Below are 20,975 nucleotides of genomic sequence, written 5' to 3' on the forward strand. Positions count from 1 at the left end.
TAGCACCAAGATAGATTAGCGCTCACGCCAATGCAACCACAAACGGGTATCGAGCTCATACTGATGATAATCCGGTTCCATATGGCAGCAGAGCTGATAAAAAGCCTTGTTATGCTCTTGCTCCTTAAAATGTGCCAGCTCATGCACCACAATCATACGCAAAAACTCAGGCGGCGCTTCCTTAAATAGGCTTGCCACCGTGATGCTATTATGTGATTTCAGCTTACTGCCTTGCACGCGCGATTGATACGTATGAATGCCAAGCGCCTGTTTTAGCACGGCAAGTTTACTATTATAAGTCACTTGCGACAGCGGGCTGCTTTTGCGCATATACTGATTTTTGATGTCATTGATATATTGATATAAGGCTTTATCGCTTTGTATTTGGTGGCGATTGGGGTAATTTTTATCCAAATAATCGCCCAATCTGCCCGTGCTAATCAGCGTCGCCGCTTGACTTTGAATCTGCTCAGAATAATGAGCGATATACTTTAATGTGGTCAATATGGTCACCGTTTTTATCTTTGACGTTTTATCTTTAGCGTTGTGCGATAGACATTTTTTATTCTAAATTTGCTCTAAATATACTTTATATTAGCCATGCACCTTCTACCAATATATCAATGTAACGCTTCATGGCTAAAAACTCATAATTGCTGGTATATGATTAATAGTTGCTTAATGCGCCACTGAGTTAGACAGCAAGTTCATCACCACGACACCGCCAACAATCATCGCAATACCAATCACAGCAGCAGTATCAAGCGTTTGCTTAAAGAAGAACAGCCCTACCAAAGAAGTCAGCACGATACCAAGCCCGCCCCATAGTGCATAAGCAATACCGATAGGGATGGTTTTTATGGTTTGGGTTAATAAGTAGAACGAAATCGCATAAAGCACCGCCATAATTAGCGTGGGTATAAAGCGTGTAAACTGCTCTGATTTGACTAAAAAGGTAGTGCCAATCACTTCACAAACAATAGCGATGGCAAGGTAACCGTAAGCAATCATGGTTGGACTCATATTTTAGGCACCTGTATTGGGTAGAACGTGGTTTTTTAGGAAGTGAGTGGTTAGAAAATAGCTTGTTAGAAAATGATTGTTTAGAAAGTGCTTGGTTAAAACGTGTCGCATGGTCGCGGATAAAGTTAAAAAGCTTTAAAGTAAAGCAAATTACAGCCAAAACGCTAAAGAAACGCTCGGGTGGCTATTTTATAGGTTTATAGCAGCGCTTGAAATAGAGATTTGAAGGTTTACAGTAATGCAGGCTTTTACTTTACTTTCAAATAGATAGTCTGATTAATCTGACTAATAAAGTGAAATTTATAACCTTTCTTGCAAGTCAGTTTTATATATAGGTTCGATAGACTGTATCAGGGTCACTTATTAAAACAGTCAATAATTCAGCCACTTTAAAAGCAAAAAAGCTCAATTTCATACGGATTGCAATTATATTTATAATTAATCGCCTAATAAGGTTGACAGCCCATAACTACTTGGCTAAAATGTGCCCCACATAACGCAAACAAGATAAGCAATCGCACCTACCAAAGCCTTTGTAAAACTTGTGATAGTAACCGTTATAAACAACTTATTCTCCAATAGCTCAGTTGGTAGAGCAACGGACTGTTAATCCGTGTGTCCCTGGTTCGAGCCCAGGTTGGAGAGCCATATTTGAAAAAACCTTCATCACTTATTTGATGGAGGTTTTTTTATGCTCGCCGATTTTAGCTGCTAATCGCATCGGCATAAGCCCACACAATATTAATACAGCGACAGTGTTCTTTTAGCAACTTTTGTTGTATGGTAAGGTTAGCAGTGACTGAGTCAGTTTTTGTCTGAGTGCTTTACTCCTACTCATTAAAAGTAATGGTTTATTATGATACCTGTACGTGTAAAAAATAAATTCTCTGACTATCCGCAAAAAATCATGCGCCCGGTCAGTATTCGTTTGTCTGAAGAGATGATTTCGCTATTAGAAGCCACATCAAAAGAGTTGGGCTTTAAGCGCATTCAAGGACTTATTCGTCTTTATATTCGCCAAGGTCTTGATCGCGATCATCAAGATTACACCCTAGCCCATGATGAAGTTTTTATCGAAAGTTTGCGTAAGCGCGGCGTCAGCCAACGCATCATTGATGAGGCGATTGTGGTGACTCATAATAACAATATCACCCATCCGCTGTCTGAGCTGCAAGATAAAGATAAAAAATAACGCCAGCCGTGAGCTAGTAATACATACAAAATGAGAAGACTAAGTTTGCTTAATAGCGCTTAGTCTTTTTTTTATCACTTAATTTGTCACTTAACTTGTCAATTAAAACAAGCCCTCCTCGATAAATCTAATAACGTCAAATGGCTATTAGCGATAAATAAACATACAAAATTATCATAGGCGCTATATTAGTATAAGAGTCATTACCATTTATATGGGTTGAGAAGGAGGCATAAGATGATTGGTTCATATAAACCTGTAAGCAGTGCACGCCATGTAGGCCATGCAAGCTATGTAAGAAAGGCCATGTTATTGGCATTTACCTTGGCGATGCTGCCTGTTATTAATGGCTGTTCACAGCCGCCCGCCGATCCCAGTAAGCAGACCATACCGACCAACTCTGACCAGTGGCAAAAAAAGCTGGGCGACACCTTTGAGCGTTTGCCTGAAGGTGATAGGCAGCTGCTAAGCCGCTATATGCTGCGTATGAAGCTCAGTGGTGCTTATGAATCTGGGGCGATGCCTCGTATCACCATTAAGCAAGCACTCGTCCAACAGCGTGAATATGAGCGCCTGCATCCAAATAACCCAACCGGTAAGAAAAGCCCGATTGTGACCAGTCCGCAAGTCGGTACTGCCAAAGCGCAAAACTACCCTGTTGCCTTACTGCCAGTTAAGACCAGTGATAGCGATAGCTTAAACCAAGTGAAGCTACAGTTTATGCTCTCAAACCACGGCAAGGTGGCGATTAAAAGCTTTAAAGGTAAGCTCACCATGAAAGAGAAGCATTTAACCAAAAGTAAAACCTTTAATGTGCCGTTAACGCAGTTCAAACCACCAATCGAGCCGGAGCAATCTGGCAAAATAATTATTGAAAGCAGCATTGAAGACATCAATGTCATGCGGGCGATTAAAAATAATACAGGGATAAGCATCGAAATTAGCAAAGGTAAGCTGGTGTTAGTGGATGGACAGGAAATTGAGTTTGATGAATTGCTAGAAAAATAAGACGATATTTATAAAACTTGTAAAAATATCACATAAAAAAAGCCCCAATCAGTAATTGATTGGGGCTTTTTTCGAATTTGGCGGAGACGGAGAGATTCGAACTCTCGAAGGGCTATGAACCCTTGTCGGTTTTCAAGACCGGTGCATTCAACCGCTCTGCCACGTCTCCATTGGTGCATCATTATATAGATATCATTAGATAATGCAAGCGGTTCATATTAAAAAAATGAAATTAATTTGCAGCTGGTTTTAAATCAATGACTTACCGTTTGCTCGCAACTATTTATTCAGCTCTTTAGCTTAAACTATTTACTTTAAGCTATTTTATTTACTTGAAGCTAAGTGCAAGCACATATCAAGCAACCTGTTGGCATAGCCCCATTCGTTATCATACCACGCAAAAACCTTATACTGGTCGCCTACGTGCATAAGCTGTTGCCCATCAATAATCAGTGACTCCGTTTGATGAATAAAGTCACTTGAGACCAATGGCTCATCGGTATAGGCCATGATATCAAGTAAGCAACCTATGCTAGCGGTTTTAAGCACATCACGAATCGCGTCTATATTGACATCTGGGGTATCAAAGACAAAGGTGACATCAATAGCGGCAACATCAATGGTTGGCACTCTGATTGAATGGCCGTTTATTTTGCCGACCATCGCTGGCAACACACGCTCAGTGGCCGCGATACTGCTGGAGGTCGTAGGAATAATATTGTGGCCAGATGCCCGAGCCCGCCTTGGGTCACGATGCGCTTGATCGAGCACGGTCTGATCAGCAGTGACGGCATGTATCTCAGTCATCATCGCTGACTTGACGCCAAACACTTTATCAAGGGTAGCAATCAGCGGCACCAATGCCTGCGTGGTACAAGAAACGCTCGATATAATCGGCAGCTCACGCGTGAGCTCATCGGTATTGACGCCCATAACGATACAGGCATCGACATCATCAAAGGGTGCGGCACCGATGATGACTTGCTGAGCGCCCGCTGCTATATGCAATTGCGCTTGCTCATAAGAGCGAAAGTGCCCCGTACACTCTAGCACCACATCGACGCCCAGTTCCTGCCATGGTAGGTTTTTTGGGTCGGGCTCTGAGAGCATCTTAATACAATAGGTTAAATTGTTTTTAGTTAGACACAGCTGAGTGTCTGTATTAACAGTCGTATCACTATCACCTTTACCAGCATCGACGTCACTCATTACAATATCAGCGCTGACACCCAGTCGAGTTAAGCGTCCGTGGGTACTGTCAAATTTTAGCAAATGCAGCAGAATGTCAGCCGGTGCCAAATCATTAATCGCCACCACATGAATGGCACGACCTAACACCTCAAAGCGCTCTAACAAGGCGCGCAATACATTGCGCCCTATGCGACCAAAGCCATTAATAGCGACTCTCAGAGGCTGTGTGTGCTCGCCAGTGGTAGGATATGCGACTACCGCTGGGTCAGACGTCAATTGATAAGTGGCGCTAGAAAAATCAGGCATAACATCAGACATAAAAAGGTATCGCTATAAAGGGATATAAAAAATTGAGCGCTGCAAGCTCAAGGCTCTCATGAAAAAACCAACATGCTACTATGACCGACTTCTTATCTTTGGCTTTTATACAAATGGTTTTTATACAAATAGCTTAACCATTGGCAGTTGGCTCAGTTGGCTTACTAAGGCGTGATAAAGATCAAAGCCAAACGAATAGTGTTGTAATCGATGCTTTGCTTAAGATGGTCAAAGATTGGGCGCAGCTTAATACTACCATCATCATTAAAGTCATTTGGATTGTTGGCGACTTTAATCGCCACATAAGCGTTACCCACTGCCGTCATCACTTCATCGTCTGGGCGCAAATGATCACAAGCAAGGCTTGGGTCTTGAGATTTTAGCTCGCCAATATGACGCATAATGGTCGATTGTGATAGCTGACGCGCTTGCGAAATCTCCGCAATAGATAAGCTTTCTTCTAATAGTATTCGGGTGGCGAGCAAGGTACTGTCCGACTTATCAGATACTTGATTGCCCAGTTTCTGTTTTTTGTCTATTTGCGCCTGCTGTTGCTCGCGGCGTTTTTTCTGCAAATTGGCATAAGCATCAATCACTGATTTGTTAAGCGTTCCACCTGACTTTAAGATAAACTTCTCATGTGCCTGCGTCATACTTTCTTCATCGAGCATCGCATAATTGGCATCAGCCTCATCAGACAATGCTAAAAAGCGTTTATCCGCGCCGCGTGCCAGCGGATCAAGCTGCAAGCTCATGTCATTCATACCAAGCAGTTGTAAACCTGCCAATGACTTTAGCCGTGATAATGCCACATAACCTTGCCCTAGCTCAAAGGTGCGCGATAAATCAATCTCTGCTGCATCAAGGGTCATACCTTGTGATTTATGAATGGTAATCGCCCACGCCAGACATAAGGGTACTTGCTCGTAGCTTGCCAGCACATCGCCGGTCTCATCTTCGATAATCCATTCTTCCGGCTCAGCGATGACTTCACGACCAGAATTCAGCCGAACCACGGGCATTTTTTGCGTCGTTGGTTTTTTAACTTTTGGTTTATTTTTATCCTTGGTGGCCTTTTTACCTTTGCCTTTTATACTCTTATCAGTATCACTTTCAATGCTTTCACTATCGTCTTCTATCAAATCATCATTATTGTCTTTATCATCGTTAATTTTTACCGCGGCAAAGCCTATCAGCTCACCCATGGTGCCGTTAGAGACGCCAAGCTCGGTATTGTTTTTAATAAACATCACCTTAGCCCCGACTTTTAATACCAAATCATCTTGGGTACGGACGGTCTTTTTAAGGGTCTCAACCAGTTTACTATCACCCGTAGAGGTGGCGGTAAAACGCATCATCTCGCCATCTAATGCGGCAAGTTCTTTATCATTGATACTATTAACGTTGAGATTATGGGTATACAGACGGGTACGTTTGATATCGACGTTTTGATCAAAGGTGGCCTCTAAAGCAGCAATCGCCTCAAAGGTCACTTCTTGACGGCGAATTTGATTGAGGATATCGTCCAAATCAAGTCCGCCATTCGCCGCTTCGCTCACCTGACGATGTTGCTCAGACAAGTAGCAAATATGGAACTTAGCATCAAGCCATGCTTCCGACATAAAGGCAAACTTTTCACGGTTGGTCTCGCCCTTACTACCAATCGGCGGCAGCTGGAAAAAGTCGCCTGCAACGACGACTTGAATACCACCAAACGCTGCATCATTTTTGCGTACATGCTTAAGCACTTGGCTGACCAAATTAATCTGCTTGGCGTGCAGCATCGATATCTCATCGATAATCAATACCGCAGTATCTTTTAATCTATCTGCCAAGAACTGCTTACGTGATAAATTGGTTAGATCACGATCAGTCAGCTCATCCTTGATACCAATGCCCGACCAACTATGAATGGTCGTACCGTTCATGTGCGTGGCGGCAATACCCGTACTCGCGGTCACAGCCACAGGGACACGGCGCGCGCGCAGATAGTCAATATATTGGTTGAGAGTATAAGTCTTACCTGAACCTGCTGAGCCCGTCAAAAATACATTTTGACCCGTTTTTAAGATATCAAGAGCAGAAGATTGACGCATATATCTAAACCAATTTAGTTAATAGTAATAAGAAAAAGAGCTTAAGAACAAATCATGAGGGACAAGCTGCCCACAATTATAACAGCTACGCCAGTTTTGCGAACTACTTTAACCCGTCAAGCTTACATAACCTAAAGTTATATGATACGAAATATATCATTATAAAAAGTCATTATCGCTCAAAGCCAAAGCTCAGTACGATAGAGTCATAGCTTGGTCAGGAAGGCCAGGTATGTTTATCTATATAACCATAGTACACAACAAGGAATCGTTCATGTTATACGCCTATCCCAATACTGAAAAAAGCCCCGTTCAATTCCGCAAAAAATATGACAACTTTATCAATGGTGAGTGGGTCGCGCCAGTCGATGGCGAATACTTTGATAACTCAAGTCCAATCGACGGTAAAGTTTTTTGTCAGGTCGCACGCTCAAAAGAAGCCGATGTTGAAGTGGCGCTAGATGCCGCTCATGCTGCAAAAGAGGCATGGGGCAAAACCAGTGTCACTGAACGCTCTAATATGTTGCTCAAACTTGCCGACGGTATCGAAGCCAATTTAGAGGCAATCGCTATCGCCGAAAGTTATGAAAACGGTAAACCCGTACGTGAAACCCTCGCTGCTGATATTCCAATCGCCATCGACCATTTGCGTTACTTCGCTGGCGTTATTCGTGCACAAGAAGGCGGCATTAGCCAAATTGATGAAGACACGGTCGCCTATCATTTCCATGAGCCGCTTGGCGTCGTCGGTCAAATCATTCCTTGGAACTTCCCTATTCTAATGGCGATTTGGAAAATTGCCCCAGCCCTTGCCGCTGGTAACTGTATCGTCCTCAAGCCTGCCGAGCAAACCCCAGCTTCTGTTTTGTACATGCTTGACGTCATAGGCGCGGCGGACATTTTACCGAAAGGCGTACTAAACGTCATTAATGGCTTTGGCGTTGAAGCTGGTAAGCCAATCGCTTCTAACCCCCGTATTGATAAAGTGTCCTTTACGGGTGAAACCACCACTGGTCGCTTAATCATGCAATACGCCAGTGAAAACATCATTCCAGTCACGCTAGAGCTGGGTGGCAAAAGCCCAAACATCTTCTTTGCCGATATCATGGATGAAGACGATGACTTCTTAGACAAAGCGGTTGAAGGCTTGGTCATGTTTGCGCTCAATCAAGGTGAGGTCTGTACTTGCCCTTCACGCGCATTGGTACATGAGAGCATCTATGATGAATTTATGAAACGCTGTGTCGCCCGCGTTAAAGCGATCAAAATGGGCAACCCACTTGATACCGATACCATGATTGGCGCGCAAGCCAGCTCAGATCAGTTAGAAAAAATTCTGTCTTATCTCGATATTGGTAAAAAAGAAGGCGCAAAAGTCTTGGTCGGCGGCGAACTCGCCAAACACGATGGCGACATGGCAAACGGTTATTATGTACAGCCAACCATCTTTGAGGGCACCAATGATATGCGCGTGTTCCAAGAAGAAATCTTTGGTCCTGTGCTAGCTGTCACCACCTTTAAAGACGATGAAGAAGCGCTGGCGCTTGCCAATGATACCTTGTACGGTCTTGGTGCTGGCGTCTGGACACGTAATGGTACGCGCGCTTATCGTTTCGGTCGCGGCATTAAAGCTGGTCGCGTTTGGACCAATTGCTATCACCTTTATCCTGCGCATTCAGCGTTTGGCGGTTACAAACAATCTGGTATCGGCCGCGAAAACCATTTAATGATGCTCGATCACTATCAGCAAACCAAAAACATGCTGGTATCTTATAGTCCTAAAGCGATGGGCTTCTTTTAAATCAGTCTTTCAATTCAGTTTTTTAAAGGCACTTTATAAATAATTATAAAGTGCCTAGTTGGTGCTCTCTGAGCATATCGACTTAAAAGGCAGTAATAAGGAGAAAGTAACGTGACTAATAAGATGAAAGCAGCCGTTTTACATGAATTCGGACAACCATTACAGATTGAAGAAGTAGATATTCCGACCCCCGGTGCTGGTCAGATTGTGGTTAAAATGCAGGCTTCAGGTGTTTGTCATACTGACCTGCACGCTGTCGAAGGTGATTGGCCTGTAAAACCAAGCCCACCATTTATCCCGGGACACGAAGGCGTAGGTCTTATTACTGCTGTGGGTGACAACGTTCATCATGTCAAAGAGGGCGATAGAGTTGGTGTGCCTTGGCTCTACTCTGCCTGTGGTCACTGTACCCATTGTTTAGGTGGCTGGGAAACCTTGTGCCTAAGTCAAAAGAACTCTGGCTACTCAGTAAATGGTAGTTTTGCAGAATACGTCCTAGCAGATGCAAACTATGTCGGCATTATCCCTGAGAACGTTGACTCTGTTGAGATTGCACCAGTTTTATGTGCAGGAGTCACTGTTTATAAAGGTCTGAAAATGACTGACACCAAACCAGGTGATTGGGTCGTTATTTCAGGAATCGGCGGACTTGGTCACATGGCGGTACAGTACGCTATTGCTATGGGACTGAACGTTGCTGCTGTTGATATAGATGATGAAAAGCTCGATTTTGCTAAAAGACTGGGCGCAAAAGTCACGGTCAACGCAAAAAACACCGACCCTGCCGAATATCTACAAACAGAAATCGGCGGTGCTCATGGTGCGCTCGTGACAGCAGTATCGTCTAAAGCATTTGACCAAGCCTTAGGCATGTTACGACGCGGTGGTACTTTGGTCTGTAATGGTCTACCAACGGGTGACTTCCCTGTCTCTATCTTTGATACCGTTCTAAACGGTATTACCATTCGTGGCTCAATCGTTGGTACCCGTCTCGACTTACAAGAATCACTCGACATGGCAGCTGCAGGTCAAGTAAAAGCGACTGTCGCCGCTGAGCCACTTGAAAACATCAATGACATTCTTGATCGTATGCGTGATGGTAAGATTGAGGGTCGCATCGTCATTGATTACTCTATGTAGACATGTCAATTATTTGAGACATTTTTATTTTTTAGAAATTATCTCGATAATTACGACGTTTGGTCACAAATAACAGGTCGTATCGTTTTCAGCCACATGCTATTAATGATGTGAGTGATGATGATGCGGCCTTTTATATTCGCCCTCAGCTTATATTCGTAATCAGCATGACAGTAATTCCGTGATAATTTTGAAGATAAGGAGCATGACATGAAACTTGAAGCGACAGAGTCCTGCAAAGCATTAATCGAATTACTTAAGTCTAAACATGGCGAATTGATGTTTCATCAATCAGGCGGCTGCTGCGATGGTAGCTCACCGATGTGTTATCCATTGGGCGAGTTTAAAGTGGGCGGCCAAGACGTGCTCATCGGCGAGCTCGCTGGCTGTCCTTTTTATATGGGTAAAGCGCAGCATAAACTTTGGCAACATACCGATTTGACCATCGATGTGGTCGATGGACGCGGGGCCAGTTTTTCATTAGAGATACCTGAAGGTAAGCGCTTTATTGTGCGCTCAGAAGTATGTGCGCTATAAAATGCGATGTTATTCACAATAAGCTATAAGTCTCATATCAGCGCATTTTATGTCTTATCGGATGCTAATTTTTTCATAACACTGTGAGCAATACAACTTTGCCAAATACCACTTGGTCATTTTTATTGCATTATTTGAGCAAAATAATAGATACTGTAAGGCGGAAGCGATTTTAGAGACTCGCTTTAATGAGCGCGTTTTAATAAGCATGGATGCTATAAGGAAGATAACATGGAAGTTGATCCAAAGTTTGATTACGTCATCGTGGGTGGCGGTTCTGCAGGCTGCGTGCTTGCCAGCCGGCTGACAGAAAATCCAGACCTCAGTGTCTGCTTATTAGAATACGGCGGTGAAGGCAAAGACCTTGCAGTTCGTGTCCCTGCAGGTTTGATTCTCCTAGTTCCAGGCAAGCCGCTGAAATTGAACAATTGGTGCTTTCATACTACCCCGCAAGCGCATCTGAATAACCGGCGCGGCTTCCAACCACGTGGTCAATGCTTGGGTGGTTCATCAGCAATTAATGCTATGATTTATACTCGTGGCAGTGCCTTAGACTATGAGCGCTGGGTTGAGCAAGGCTGCGAAGGTTGGGGGTTTGACGATGTACTGCCCTACTTTATTAAAGCAGAAAATAATATCCATGGCGCAGATGAACTGCATGGCGATAGTGGACCTTTGCATGTCAGTGATTTATTAAGCCCGCGTGATATCTCAAAAGCATTTGTAGAAGCTGCCGTTGCCAATGGTTTAGATCAAAATGATGACTTTAATGGCAAGAAACAAGACGGCGCTGGGCTATATCAAGTCACCCATTTTCATGGCGAAAAACAAGGTCAACGCTGCTCTGCGGCGGCCGCTTATTTGCATCCAGTTCAAAGCCGACCCAATCTGACCGTCATTACCCACGCCCAAGCCAACCGAGTTATTTTTGAAGACAAACGAGCCGTTGGCGTCGCTTATGAAAAAGATGGCGTCGAGCATACGGTGCTGGCAAACCATGAAGTGATTTTATCTGGTGGCGCTTTTGGCTCACCCAAAGTCCTGATGTTATCGGGTATTGGTCCTGCTGAGCATTTGCAGTCACATGATATCGAAGTCTTAGTCGATGCGCCCGAGGTTGGCGGTAACCTGCAAGACCATTTAGACGTCGTCTTTGATTATAAGGTTAATACCACTGATGTCATCGGTATTGGCATGGCAAGCATTTCAACCTTAACCAAAAGCATTCGCCAGTGGAGAAAGGATGGCACGGGCCTCTTGTCTACCAACTATGCTGAAGCGGGCGCGTTTTTTAGTGTCGGTGATGACCCAAAAGACTGGCCAAATACCCAACTGCATTTTGTCATATCGCGCGTGATTGAGCATGGTCGTGATCTTAGACGCGGCTTTGCCGTCTCTTGTCATAGCTGCTATCTGCGCCCTGAAAGCCGCGGCACCGTCAGGCTTGATTCAGCTGACCCATCAGCTGCGGTATTGATTGATCCAAACTATCTCTCGCATCCCAAAGATGTAGAGTATATGGTGGCCGGTGCTGAGCGTACGCGCGCTATTATGCAAGAATCGCCCATCGCCAAATATATCACCGAAGATTACCCTGCTCCTTATATTGAAAAAGACGGTATGCTCGGCTATATCCGCAATAAGTCAGATACCATCTATCATCCGGTCGGCACTTGTCGTATGGGTTCAGATGACAAATCCGTGGTCGACTTAGAATTAAAAGTACGCGGCGTCAGCGGATTACGGGTTATTGATGCGTCCGTAATGCCGACATTAATTAGCGCCAATACCAATGCGCCAACGATTATGATTGCTGAAAAATTGGCTGATCTTATTAAAGCCAACCATCATCATATTGAGCTAGCCGCGTCATAAAATACGTTAGGATGGAATGGGATAAGCAGCTTATTGTGGCTGTTTTTCTTTAACAAGCTTATCTATTCAAAACTTGATATTCAATAAAATGAGAATAAGCTAATGGTATAAAAATATGGCTCATATTTTTTCGTTGCTATCTTTAGAACTTATTTAGGCAATTTTATATTAGCAGTCTATGTTCTGGTTTTTAGAATACCGAAAAAATCGATAAGCTGTACTAACTTACTGAACTCAATGGCAAATAATAAATTCGGCAATAAAGATATTAAAACGAAACGTTTTCTATCGAAATTAGTTTATAGATGCCTTGCATTAGCAGTGTTTAACAGAGTATATTTAAACGACTTATTTATATCAGTATTCTTTGCAAACCTGACTGACGGTTTATAGAACCTGACGCATTTTTTATTTACTTATCAACAATACGATATAAACAATTGCTTTAAAGGGAATTAAAAGGACGTCAAGCATATTTATGGTTCGCAAACGAACTTATAAAGATGTTTGGCAACTAATTATAATTACATAGGATGTAATAATGCAAAAATCACTTTTCAAATTGACCCTGTTGGCGACGGTTATCTTAGGTATCAGCGCCTGTAGCGGCGACAACAAAACCACTGACGGAACTGCTGCCAGCTCAGACGCCAAAGCCGCGAAAACCCTACTTTATTGCTCAGAAGGCAGCCCTGCTGGCTTCGATCCCGCACAGTATACGGCAGGTACGGATTTCGATGCGAGCGCCTATCCTATCTACAACGGCTTGGTAGAATTCAAAAGAGATGGCACTGAGATTCAGCCAGCCTTAGCCGAAAGCTGGGTTATTAGCGAAGACGGCAAAACCTATACCTTTAATCTACGTAAAGGTGTCAAATTTGGTAAAACCGATTACTTTACCCCAACCCGCGATTTTAATGCGGACGACGTAGTCTTTACGCTAGAACGTATCACCAATCCTGATTTTGAATTCAATAAAGCTTATCCTGCTGAGTTCCCGTATTCAGTCGGGATGGGGCTACCTGATCTTATCTCTACTATCGAAAAAGTCGATGAAAATACCGTAAAAATCACCCTAAGTGAAACTAACGCGCCGTTTTTACAAAACCTAGCGATGGCCTTTGCTTACATCGATTCTGCTGAATATGCAGACAAGTTAATGGCTGCTGGTAATGCTGCTGATATCAACACCAAACCAGTTGGTACCGGGCCTTTCGTCTTTACCTCCTACCAAAAAGACGCGCAAATTCGTTATACCAAAAATCCAGATTATTGGAACAAAGACGATATTCATATCGATAATCTTGTATTTGTTATCACTAAAGACTCGGCGGTTCGTGCGCAAAAAGTGCAGGCTGGCGAATGTCATGTATCTGCTTATCCAAAACCTGCCGAAATTGAGTCTGTTAAAAAATCGGGTAAGGCCACTGTGCTTGACCAACCCGGCTTCAACATCGGTTATGTCGGCTACAACGTTGAAAAGCCAAAGCTTAGCGACCTTAAAGTTCGTCAAGCATTAGATATGGCCATCAATAAAGACGCTATTATCAACGCCGTTTATCAGAGCGAAGGGCTTAAAGCGACTAATCCTATGCCACCAACGCAATGGGGTTACGATAAATCGATTAAAGATGCGCCTTATGATGTGGAAAAAGCCAAAGCGCTTATGAAAGACGCAGGTGCGGAAAAACTTGCCATCAATCTCTGGTATATGCCAGTTCAGCGCCCCTACAACCCGAATGCCAAGCTCATGGCTGAAATGTTGCAAGCAGATTGGGCGAAGATTGGTGTTAATACCAAGCTGGTCACTTATGAGTGGGGCGAGTATCTAAAACGCGCCGCTAAAGGTGAACCTGATGTTATCTTAGCAGGTTGGACGGGTGACAATGGCGATCCAGATAACTGGCTTGGTTCGCTATTATCTTGTGATGCGGTCGGTGGCAATAACTACTCACGCTGGTGTAATAAAGACTTTGACAGTTTAGTAACCAACGCCCGTCAGATTACCAATCAAGAAGATCGCGTCAATGACTATGTAAAAGCTCAGCAGATATTTAAAGAGCAACTGCCATGGACCACGATGGCGCATTCGGTGGTAACGGTATTCACCGCACCAAACGTCGTCGATTATAAAATCAGTCCACTTGGCTCAATACGCTTCGATGGTGTCAAGGTTGAATAATCTTAACTGATGAAGTCCGGTAAAACATGCATGATTGTTTAATTGCTATTCGGCTGGGTCAGATACTCTGCTCCAGCCGTATTTATATGAATTAAGCAGCCTGTTAAGCAAGCGCTTTGTTAAGCATTCTGTCACCGATATTCTCATCATTATCAACATTCTAGTCATCAACTTAGAATTATTAAACCACAACTATTGAACCATAACTATTGAGCAGCCCATGCTACTTTATATTTTGCGTCGTATTGCCATTCTCATTCCTGTCTATCTTGGCTTAACGCTATCGACATTTACCCTGATTCGGCTCGTCCCTGGAGATGCCGTCGAGATTATGATGGGTGAGCGTATGGTCGATCCAGAGCTCCATGCTCGTGCCTTAGAAAGACTAGGATTAGACAAACCTCTCGTTATCCAATATTGGGATTATTTAACCGGTATATTGACTGGAGATTTTGGGGTGTCTTTTCGTACCCGTACCCCCGTATTACCAGACTTCTTTGCCCATTTTGTACCAACCTTAGAGCTAGCTGTGTGCGCCATTGTCATTGCCAGTATCATTGGGGTGAGCTTAGGTATTTTTGCCGCGCTGCGCCGTGGTACATGGATTGATTACACCTTGATGTCAGGGGCGCTGGCTGGCTACTCTATGCCCATTTATTTATTAGGACCTATCTTAACCGGTATATTTGCCCATTATCTAGGCCTATTACCCGTCGCCGGTGTGATATCTGTCGCGCAGTTTTTAGACGTCAAACCTTTATATGGCTCATGGTTATTAGGTTCCTTGACCTCAGGTGAACCGGGCGCATTTTGGGATGTGGTAAAACACTTTATCTTACCTTCTATTGCTTTATCGACCATACCACTCGCGATGATTGCACGCATGACGCGCTCGGCGATGCTGGAGGTATTGGATGAAGACTATGTGCGTACCGCGCGCGCCAAAGGTTTATCGCCGCGCCGCGTGATATTGGTACACGTCATGCGCAATGCCTTGATTACTGTAGTGACGGTGATTGGCTTACAAATGGCAACCTTGCTTGCTGGCGCTATTATCACTGAGACTATCTTTAGTTGGCCGGGTGTTGGTAATTGGCTACTCGATGGCTTCTTTACCCGTGATTATCCTATTGTGCAAAACGGTATCTTATTGGTCGCCACCGCCTTGATTTTGGTTAGCTTATTTATTGATATTTTGTATGGTCTGATCAATCCGCGCATCAGACATACTTCTTAATTTAACATTGATAAATACTCATATTATAAATAGTGGCTATTGGTGTTTGCATGGTTTTGAGTGATTTTTTAGCAAATGCTTAATACTTATTAAGGCTAAAACTCTAAAAATTTAAATATTAGCAAAGCACTAGCCACTGTAGGAAATGCTCATGAAGCCTTCTGTTCTTCCCTCTGATCTTAAGCTGATGGCAGCGACACCGCCGTCATCTTGGCAGCTATTTTTATCGACATTTTGCCGCAATAAAGGCGCGGTGCTTGGTTTTATTGTATTGGCCTTGATGGTGATTATCGCCATACTTGCGCCCGCCCTTGCGCCGCATGACCCTTATGAATTATTTACCGGTCAAGAGCAATTACCGCCCGCCTTTTTAAGTGGCGGCGATACGATGTTTTGGCTTGGGACTGATGATGCCGGTCGAGATACCTTATCTCGGGTGATGTATGGCGCACGTTACTCGTTGTTTATCGGTCTAAGTGCGACGACCCTTGCTATGTTGGTTGGCGTCTCGTTAGGGCTTAGCGCCGCGTTTTGGCCAAAGGTTTGGGGCAAAGCGGTGATGCTGGTCAATGATATTTTGATGTCTTATCCAAGCTTACTATTGGCGATTATTATTGCGGCTATCCTAGGGCCGTCTATGACCAACACCATTATTACCATTGCCTTGGTTTGTACGCCGCCTTTTATTCGTCTGACACGCGCTACCGCCATGGTAGAGCTACAACGTGAGTACTTTGTTGCTTCGCAAGTCATGGGGGCTGGCGTGCTACGCTTGTTGTTTATCACCATTTTACCTAACTGTATGGCACCGCTCATCGTCCAAGCGACAATGATTTTTTCCTCTGCTATTTTAGAAGCAGGTGCGATTGGTTTCTTAGGCTTTGGCGTGCAACCACCAGATGCAGAATGGGGCGCGATGCTAGGAACAGCACGGCAATATATTCAAAGTAATGTTTGGCTCGCTATTTGGCCGGGTGTCGCCATCTTCTTAGCTGCCTTGTCGATTAACCTGACGGGTGATGGCTTACGCGATGCGCTAGATCCCAAATTAAAGCAGGTGACCTAAGATGACTGATACCTTAGATAAAACAACGCTTACCAATACTTCTATGAATGGCTCGTTAATAAAAGAAGCGCCACTGTTGTTAGATATTGAAAATCTTTCGGTCACTTTTGGTCAAGGTGCGCGTGCTTTTCGCGCCGTCGATGATGTGTCATTAAAAATCACCCAAGGCGAAGTCATCGCCGTCGTCGGTGAATCAGGCTCAGGTAAGTCGGTCACTATGATGGCGCTCATGGGACTATTGCCGCCCTCTGCGACAGTTCGTGCCAAGCGGGTGATGTTTGATAATAAAGATATGCTGAGTATGTCAGCCAAAGAAAAACGCGGCATCATTGGCAAAGACATTTCTATGATTTTTCAAAATGCCATGTCTTGCCTAAATCCAAGCTTCACCATTGAGATGCAATTGGGTGAAGTACTACGTAAGCATCTTGGACTGCGCGGTGCAGCAGTACAGGCGCGTATCTTAGAGCTGCTCGAACTGGTTGAGATGCCGGATGCCAAAAATCGACTTAAGGTTTATCCGCATCAATTATCAGGCGGTATGAGTCAGCGGGTCATGATTGCGATGGCGATTGCTTGCGAGCCAAAACTGCTTATTGCCGATGAGCCAACCACGGCGCTTGACGTCACGGTGCAAGCGCAGATTATGGATTTGCTCGGGCGCTTACAACGCGAAAAACAAATGGCAATGGTATTAATTACCCATGACTTGGGTTTGGTCGCGCAAAACTCACGCGATGTCGCCGTCATGTATGCCGGACAAGTGGTTGAAACCAGTACAGTGCCGGAGATTTTTCAACATCCTGCCCATCCTTATACCGAAGCGTTGCTACAAGCCATCCCTGAGCTGGCAATCGGTCAAGACAGGCTCAATAGTTTGCCGGGTGTCGTACCCAGTCAATATGATCGCCCAAGCGGTTGCTTATTATCTCCCCGCTGTCCGTATAAAGAACCTGCTTGCGAAGTGCCGCCGCCCATTTTAGATACGCCCAATGGCAAAGTGCGCTGTATTCACTCTGAATTGCCTAATCTACCTTCTCGCACCTCCACCCCTCACCCTGCTACTTTGGAGTCACAGCATGAGTCATAAAGTGGTCTTAAAAGCAGACAACCTACACAAGCATTACCCGGTATCACAAGGATTGGGCAAGCCTAAAGCTTATGTTAAAGCACTAAATGGCATCTCGTTTGAGCTTGAAGCGGGCAAAACGCTAGCGGTCGTTGGTGAGTCAGGCTGCGGTAAATCGACGCTCGCCCGCCAGTTAACCCTCATTGAAGAGCCCACTGACGGCGAGCTGTTTATCAACGATGAGGCAACGACCGGTTATAGTAGAAAAGCATTAAAAGAGTTGCGTACCGAAATTCAGATGGTATTCCAAAACCCTTATGGCAGCCTAAACCCGCGTCATACGATTGGCTATCAACTGACTGAACCATTAGATATTCATACCAAACTATCTAAAGAAGAAAAGCGTGACAAAATAAACGAGATGATGAGGCATGTCGGTCTACGTCCCGAACATGCGGGCCGTTATCCACATATGTTTTCGGGTGGTCAGCGCCAACGCATTGCTCTTGCCCGCGCGATGATGCTCAACCCAAAGATTGTGGTCGCTGATGAACCTACCTCAGCGCTCGATGTCTCGATTCAAGCGCAAGTGTTAAACTTGTTTATGGATTTACAGGACGAATATCACACTGCTTATGTCTTTATCTCTCACAATCTATCAGTAGTGCGCCATGTTGCTGATGATGTGATGGTGATGTACTTAGGTCAAGCCGTCGAGCATGGGTCTAAAGAAGCGATTTATAATGCGCCAAAGCACCCTTATACCATTGCTCTATTGGCGGCGGCACCGACTGTAACTGGCCATAAAAATGATTTAACCCTACATGGTGAGCTGCCAAGTCCGCTTAATCCGCCAAGTGGCTGCGCCCTGCACAAACGCTGTCCTTATGCCAAACAACAATGCAGTGAAATAGAGCCAAAACTGCGAGAGTGGGACGGTCGATTGGTTGCGTGTTTACGTTTGGAGGAAATATATGGATAAGCGACATTTTGTGTTTAGCGGTACATTAGCTTGTGCTGTGCTGATAGCGATGACTGCTGCCCAAGCCAATGACTCTACCGGCTATGTCGGTGCAGGCGGTGTTGAGTATATTAAAAATAAAGATATCAGCATGCATAGCGAAGATTTATACATCTCAAAAGATGAAGTGCGCGTCAATTATGAGTTTAAAAACCTAAGCAATAAAGACATTACCGAGACGGTTCTTTTTCCTATGCCAGCTGTGCCCAGTTTTACAGACTCAGATTACGCTGATACTAGTGCCACTTATAATAATTTTAAACTTTGGGTCAATGGTAAGCCTATCATTCCTGATCAGCATGTCCGTACTTTTATGCGTCCAATTGTTGTCAAAGATGGCGATAGAACCTATGCAGACATCTCTCTTGATACGACTGAAATATTCAAGTCGTGTGGTCTTAACGAGGCTGATATGATGGGACCTTGGACGTATCAAGTTGATACTGACTACGTCAATCAACAGCTTTTAGATTGTAATAATAAAGCATTAGATAAATTCATATATGATAGAGAAAGTCTTTATATGACTTGGGATTCGCAGGTGATTTATAGTTGGGAGCAAACTTTTAAAGCCAATACTATCACCAAGGTCAAACACACGTATAAACCGTTAGTAGGTGGCTCAGTTCATTTAGGCGAGGAAGAATTTCCAAATTTTTGCGTAGATGCTTCAACTCAGAGAGGATTTCACAAGAGTGGTGGTCGTCCCTATCACGCCTTAAGCTATATCCTAACTACGGGAGCAAACTGGGCCAAACCGATTCCTCATTTCAAACTGACCGTCAAACGCGACCTTAACGAACTAGTCTCGTTCTGCTGGAAAGGTAAAGGTAAAATCAAAAAGATTGGACCAACGACGTTTGAGATAAAAGAAAGTAATTTTGTGCCAACCCATGATTTTGACGTCGCTTTTATTATGAAGTAGCCGTTATTTTTTAGAGTACGTCTAGCGCGTCGATAAAACTTGATTCGACAGTCGTCTTGTATCTAGGTTTTAGTGAACAAAAACAAGCAAGAAAATAAAATTATTAGCCTCAGCATCCAATGCTTTAAAATTGGGAAAATATGCGAGGCATGGGACGGTTTGCTTTACTAACTGTACTCGGCCTATACCTGCTAATAGCTAATCAACATTCACCACACCGCGACACTTAGGAAATTGACGACAACCAAAAAAGGTCTGACCTTGGCGAGCGCCTTTTTTGGCAACGCGTTTAATCATCTCACTATTGCACTTAGGGCAATTAGGTATTTGAGCTAAAATAGTTGTTTGGTTTATTGGCTCAATGGCCACCGTTTTATTTGTTTTTGGCTCTGACTCTATAACCTCAAACGGGGTGATAAAAAACTCATCATTATTAAGCAGTTTATTGTTAGTCTGTTCATCGATAAGCTGAGTATTGATAGACGGCGTAATAGCGATATCAGCAGCCTGCCCCACTTCCGTTTGACCAGACCATCGCAGCACCTCTCTACTTTGAAGAGTGGTCTTTTTAGGAGATTCTTTTACTATTGGCTCAGACGCAGGATGATTAGCTGATTTAGTCACTGCTTTAGCATTTGGCTTATCACTAGCTTGCTTATTTGAAGAGCTATGCTTGTCTTTTAGATAGGCTTTATGCTGTCTATTGGTTTTCCAGGATTTACTAAATCTGTTGCTTTCAATCTGCTTAACGATAGCTTTAACTTCATCTTCGCTCAATAACTTATCTTGTTTTTTCTTCACATAAGATGCCATGCCGCTCGTTAATACATGCTCTGGTAACTCATCACGAGTTTTAAGCTCACACTCGCCAATGAACGCAATCATCGAATGAAAATAATTCAAATCCAGCGCTAACAAATCTGCTAATGTCTTGATATGTAGATAATTCTGCCTGAGCGGGTTTTGAAATTTATACTTACGACCCATGATGACCTGCGTCCACTGCCTTTGCGCCTCATTACCGAATATCCAACCTTTATAGTTTTTGGTTTCGATGACAAAGACGCCATACACAGAAACGATGACATGGTCGATTTGGGTACTGCCACCGTTGGCTAATGGCAAAGTGATATTATTCAGGCGATGATAGACGTCTTTTTCAAGTTTGAGCCACATGGCAATGTTGATGACGGTTTCGCCTAAAACACCTTTAAAGCTGGACATTAGCGACATGATTGTTTCTACTATATAGAGAAATAAATTACTTATTTTAAGCGATACGCCCTTACTAATG

At 43.9% G+C, this 20,975-nt stretch carries 17 protein-coding genes and 2 tRNA genes; 13 read left to right on the forward strand and 6 right to left on the reverse strand.

Going from position 1 to position 20,975, the window contains the following annotated elements; all coding sequences use genetic code 11:
* Positions 1 to 15: 15 nt before the first annotated feature.
* Positions 16 to 513 carry a M48 family metallopeptidase gene (locus ACP7AA_RS01340; RefSeq protein WP_426222415.1) on the reverse strand — a complete coding sequence of 166 codons (498 nt, stop codon included), beginning with the start codon at positions 511 to 513 and terminating at the stop codon, positions 16 to 18.
* 165 nt (positions 514 to 678) lie between these two features.
* Positions 679 to 1,023: a DMT family transporter gene (locus ACP7AA_RS01345; protein ID WP_271134609.1), complete on the reverse strand. Its 345-nt coding sequence runs from the start codon at positions 1,021 to 1,023 to the stop codon at positions 679 to 681.
* Between the two features lie 572 nt (positions 1,024 to 1,595).
* Here ACP7AA_RS01345 and ACP7AA_RS01350 point away from each other — a divergent pair.
* The 3 genes from ACP7AA_RS01350 (at position 1,596) to ACP7AA_RS01360 (ending at position 3,223) form a co-directional block, all read left to right on the forward strand.
* Positions 1,596 to 1,671 (forward strand) — tRNA-Asn (locus ACP7AA_RS01350).
* A gap of 208 nt (positions 1,672 to 1,879) precedes the next feature.
* Positions 1,880 to 2,215: a CopG family transcriptional regulator gene (locus ACP7AA_RS01355; protein ID WP_201565211.1), complete on the forward strand. Its 336-nt coding sequence runs from the start codon at positions 1,880 to 1,882 to the stop codon at positions 2,213 to 2,215.
* 237 nt (positions 2,216 to 2,452) lie between these two features.
* On the forward strand, positions 2,453 to 3,223 hold the full coding sequence (locus ACP7AA_RS01360; protein ID WP_298909144.1) for a hypothetical protein: 771 nt from the start codon (positions 2,453 to 2,455) through the stop codon (positions 3,221 to 3,223).
* 78 nt (positions 3,224 to 3,301) lie between these two features.
* On the opposite strand, the gene ACP7AA_RS01365 is transcribed toward ACP7AA_RS01360, so the two are convergent.
* From ACP7AA_RS01365 to ACP7AA_RS01375, 3 genes are all read right to left on the reverse strand, one after another.
* Positions 3,302 to 3,392 (reverse strand) — tRNA-Ser (locus ACP7AA_RS01365).
* Positions 3,393 to 3,547: 155 nt separating this feature from the next.
* The gene (locus tag ACP7AA_RS01370) at positions 3,548 to 4,720 is read right to left on the reverse strand and encodes a type I glyceraldehyde-3-phosphate dehydrogenase (protein ID WP_426222629.1); all 1,173 of its coding nucleotides are present in this window, start codon (positions 4,718 to 4,720) and stop codon (positions 3,548 to 3,550) included.
* Between the two features lie 176 nt (positions 4,721 to 4,896).
* Positions 4,897 to 6,828 (reverse strand): AAA family ATPase, encoded by a 1,932-nt coding sequence (locus ACP7AA_RS01375; RefSeq protein WP_426222416.1) that lies wholly within the window; start codon positions 6,826 to 6,828, stop codon positions 4,897 to 4,899.
* 274 nt (positions 6,829 to 7,102) lie between these two features.
* Here ACP7AA_RS01375 and exaC point away from each other — a divergent pair, with 274 nt between their 5' ends.
* From exaC to ACP7AA_RS01425, 10 genes are all read left to right on the forward strand, one after another.
* Complete coding sequence (exaC, locus tag ACP7AA_RS01380; RefSeq protein WP_426222417.1) at positions 7,103 to 8,629, forward strand: acetaldehyde dehydrogenase ExaC; 1,527 nt, start codon at positions 7,103 to 7,105, stop codon at positions 8,627 to 8,629.
* A 111-nt stretch (positions 8,630 to 8,740) separates the two neighbouring features.
* Complete coding sequence (adhP, locus tag ACP7AA_RS01385) at positions 8,741 to 9,769, forward strand: alcohol dehydrogenase AdhP (RefSeq protein ID WP_265088955.1); 1,029 nt, start codon at positions 8,741 to 8,743, stop codon at positions 9,767 to 9,769.
* A 210-nt stretch (positions 9,770 to 9,979) separates the two neighbouring features.
* Positions 9,980 to 10,306 (forward strand): DUF779 domain-containing protein, encoded by a 327-nt coding sequence (locus tag ACP7AA_RS01390; RefSeq protein WP_296175816.1) that lies wholly within the window; start codon positions 9,980 to 9,982, stop codon positions 10,304 to 10,306.
* 231 nt (positions 10,307 to 10,537) lie between these two features.
* On the forward strand, positions 10,538 to 12,181 hold the full coding sequence (locus tag ACP7AA_RS01395) for a GMC family oxidoreductase (RefSeq protein WP_426222418.1): 1,644 nt from the start codon (positions 10,538 to 10,540) through the stop codon (positions 12,179 to 12,181).
* 541 nt (positions 12,182 to 12,722) lie between these two features.
* The gene (locus ACP7AA_RS01400; RefSeq protein ID WP_426222419.1) at positions 12,723 to 14,363 is read left to right on the forward strand and encodes an ABC transporter substrate-binding protein; all 1,641 of its coding nucleotides are present in this window, start codon (positions 12,723 to 12,725) and stop codon (positions 14,361 to 14,363) included.
* A 220-nt stretch (positions 14,364 to 14,583) separates the two neighbouring features.
* Entirely contained in the window at positions 14,584 to 15,600 is a 1,017-nt protein-coding gene (locus tag ACP7AA_RS01405) for an ABC transporter permease (protein ID WP_201565218.1), read from the forward strand.
* A gap of 151 nt (positions 15,601 to 15,751) precedes the next feature.
* Complete coding sequence (locus ACP7AA_RS01410) at positions 15,752 to 16,666, forward strand: ABC transporter permease (protein ID WP_025650615.1); 915 nt, start codon at positions 15,752 to 15,754, stop codon at positions 16,664 to 16,666.
* A 1-nt stretch (position 16,667) separates the two neighbouring features.
* Positions 16,668 to 17,756 (forward strand): ABC transporter ATP-binding protein, encoded by a 1,089-nt coding sequence (locus tag ACP7AA_RS01415; protein WP_426222420.1) that lies wholly within the window; start codon positions 16,668 to 16,670, stop codon positions 17,754 to 17,756.
* Positions 17,746 to 18,717 (forward strand): peptide ABC transporter ATP-binding protein, encoded by a 972-nt coding sequence (locus ACP7AA_RS01420; RefSeq protein WP_298870485.1) that lies wholly within the window; start codon positions 17,746 to 17,748, stop codon positions 18,715 to 18,717. The genes ACP7AA_RS01415 and ACP7AA_RS01420 overlap by 11 nt, the downstream gene beginning before the upstream one ends.
* On the forward strand, positions 18,710 to 19,681 hold the full coding sequence (locus tag ACP7AA_RS01425) for a DUF4424 family protein (protein ID WP_298909168.1): 972 nt from the start codon (positions 18,710 to 18,712) through the stop codon (positions 19,679 to 19,681). The genes ACP7AA_RS01420 and ACP7AA_RS01425 overlap by 8 nt, the downstream gene beginning before the upstream one ends.
* Positions 19,682 to 19,879: 198 nt before the next feature.
* On the opposite strand, the gene ACP7AA_RS01430 is transcribed toward ACP7AA_RS01425, so the two are convergent.
* A complete protein-coding gene (locus tag ACP7AA_RS01430; protein ID WP_426222421.1) occupies positions 19,880 to 20,914 on the reverse strand; it encodes an NERD domain-containing protein in 1,035 nt (344 codons plus the stop codon).
* Positions 20,915 to 20,975: the final 61 nt, after the last annotated feature.

Source organism: Psychrobacter sp. DWR1-2-3 (assembly GCF_049896465.1).
Classification (GTDB): domain Bacteria; phylum Pseudomonadota; class Gammaproteobacteria; order Pseudomonadales; family Moraxellaceae; genus Psychrobacter; species Psychrobacter maritimus.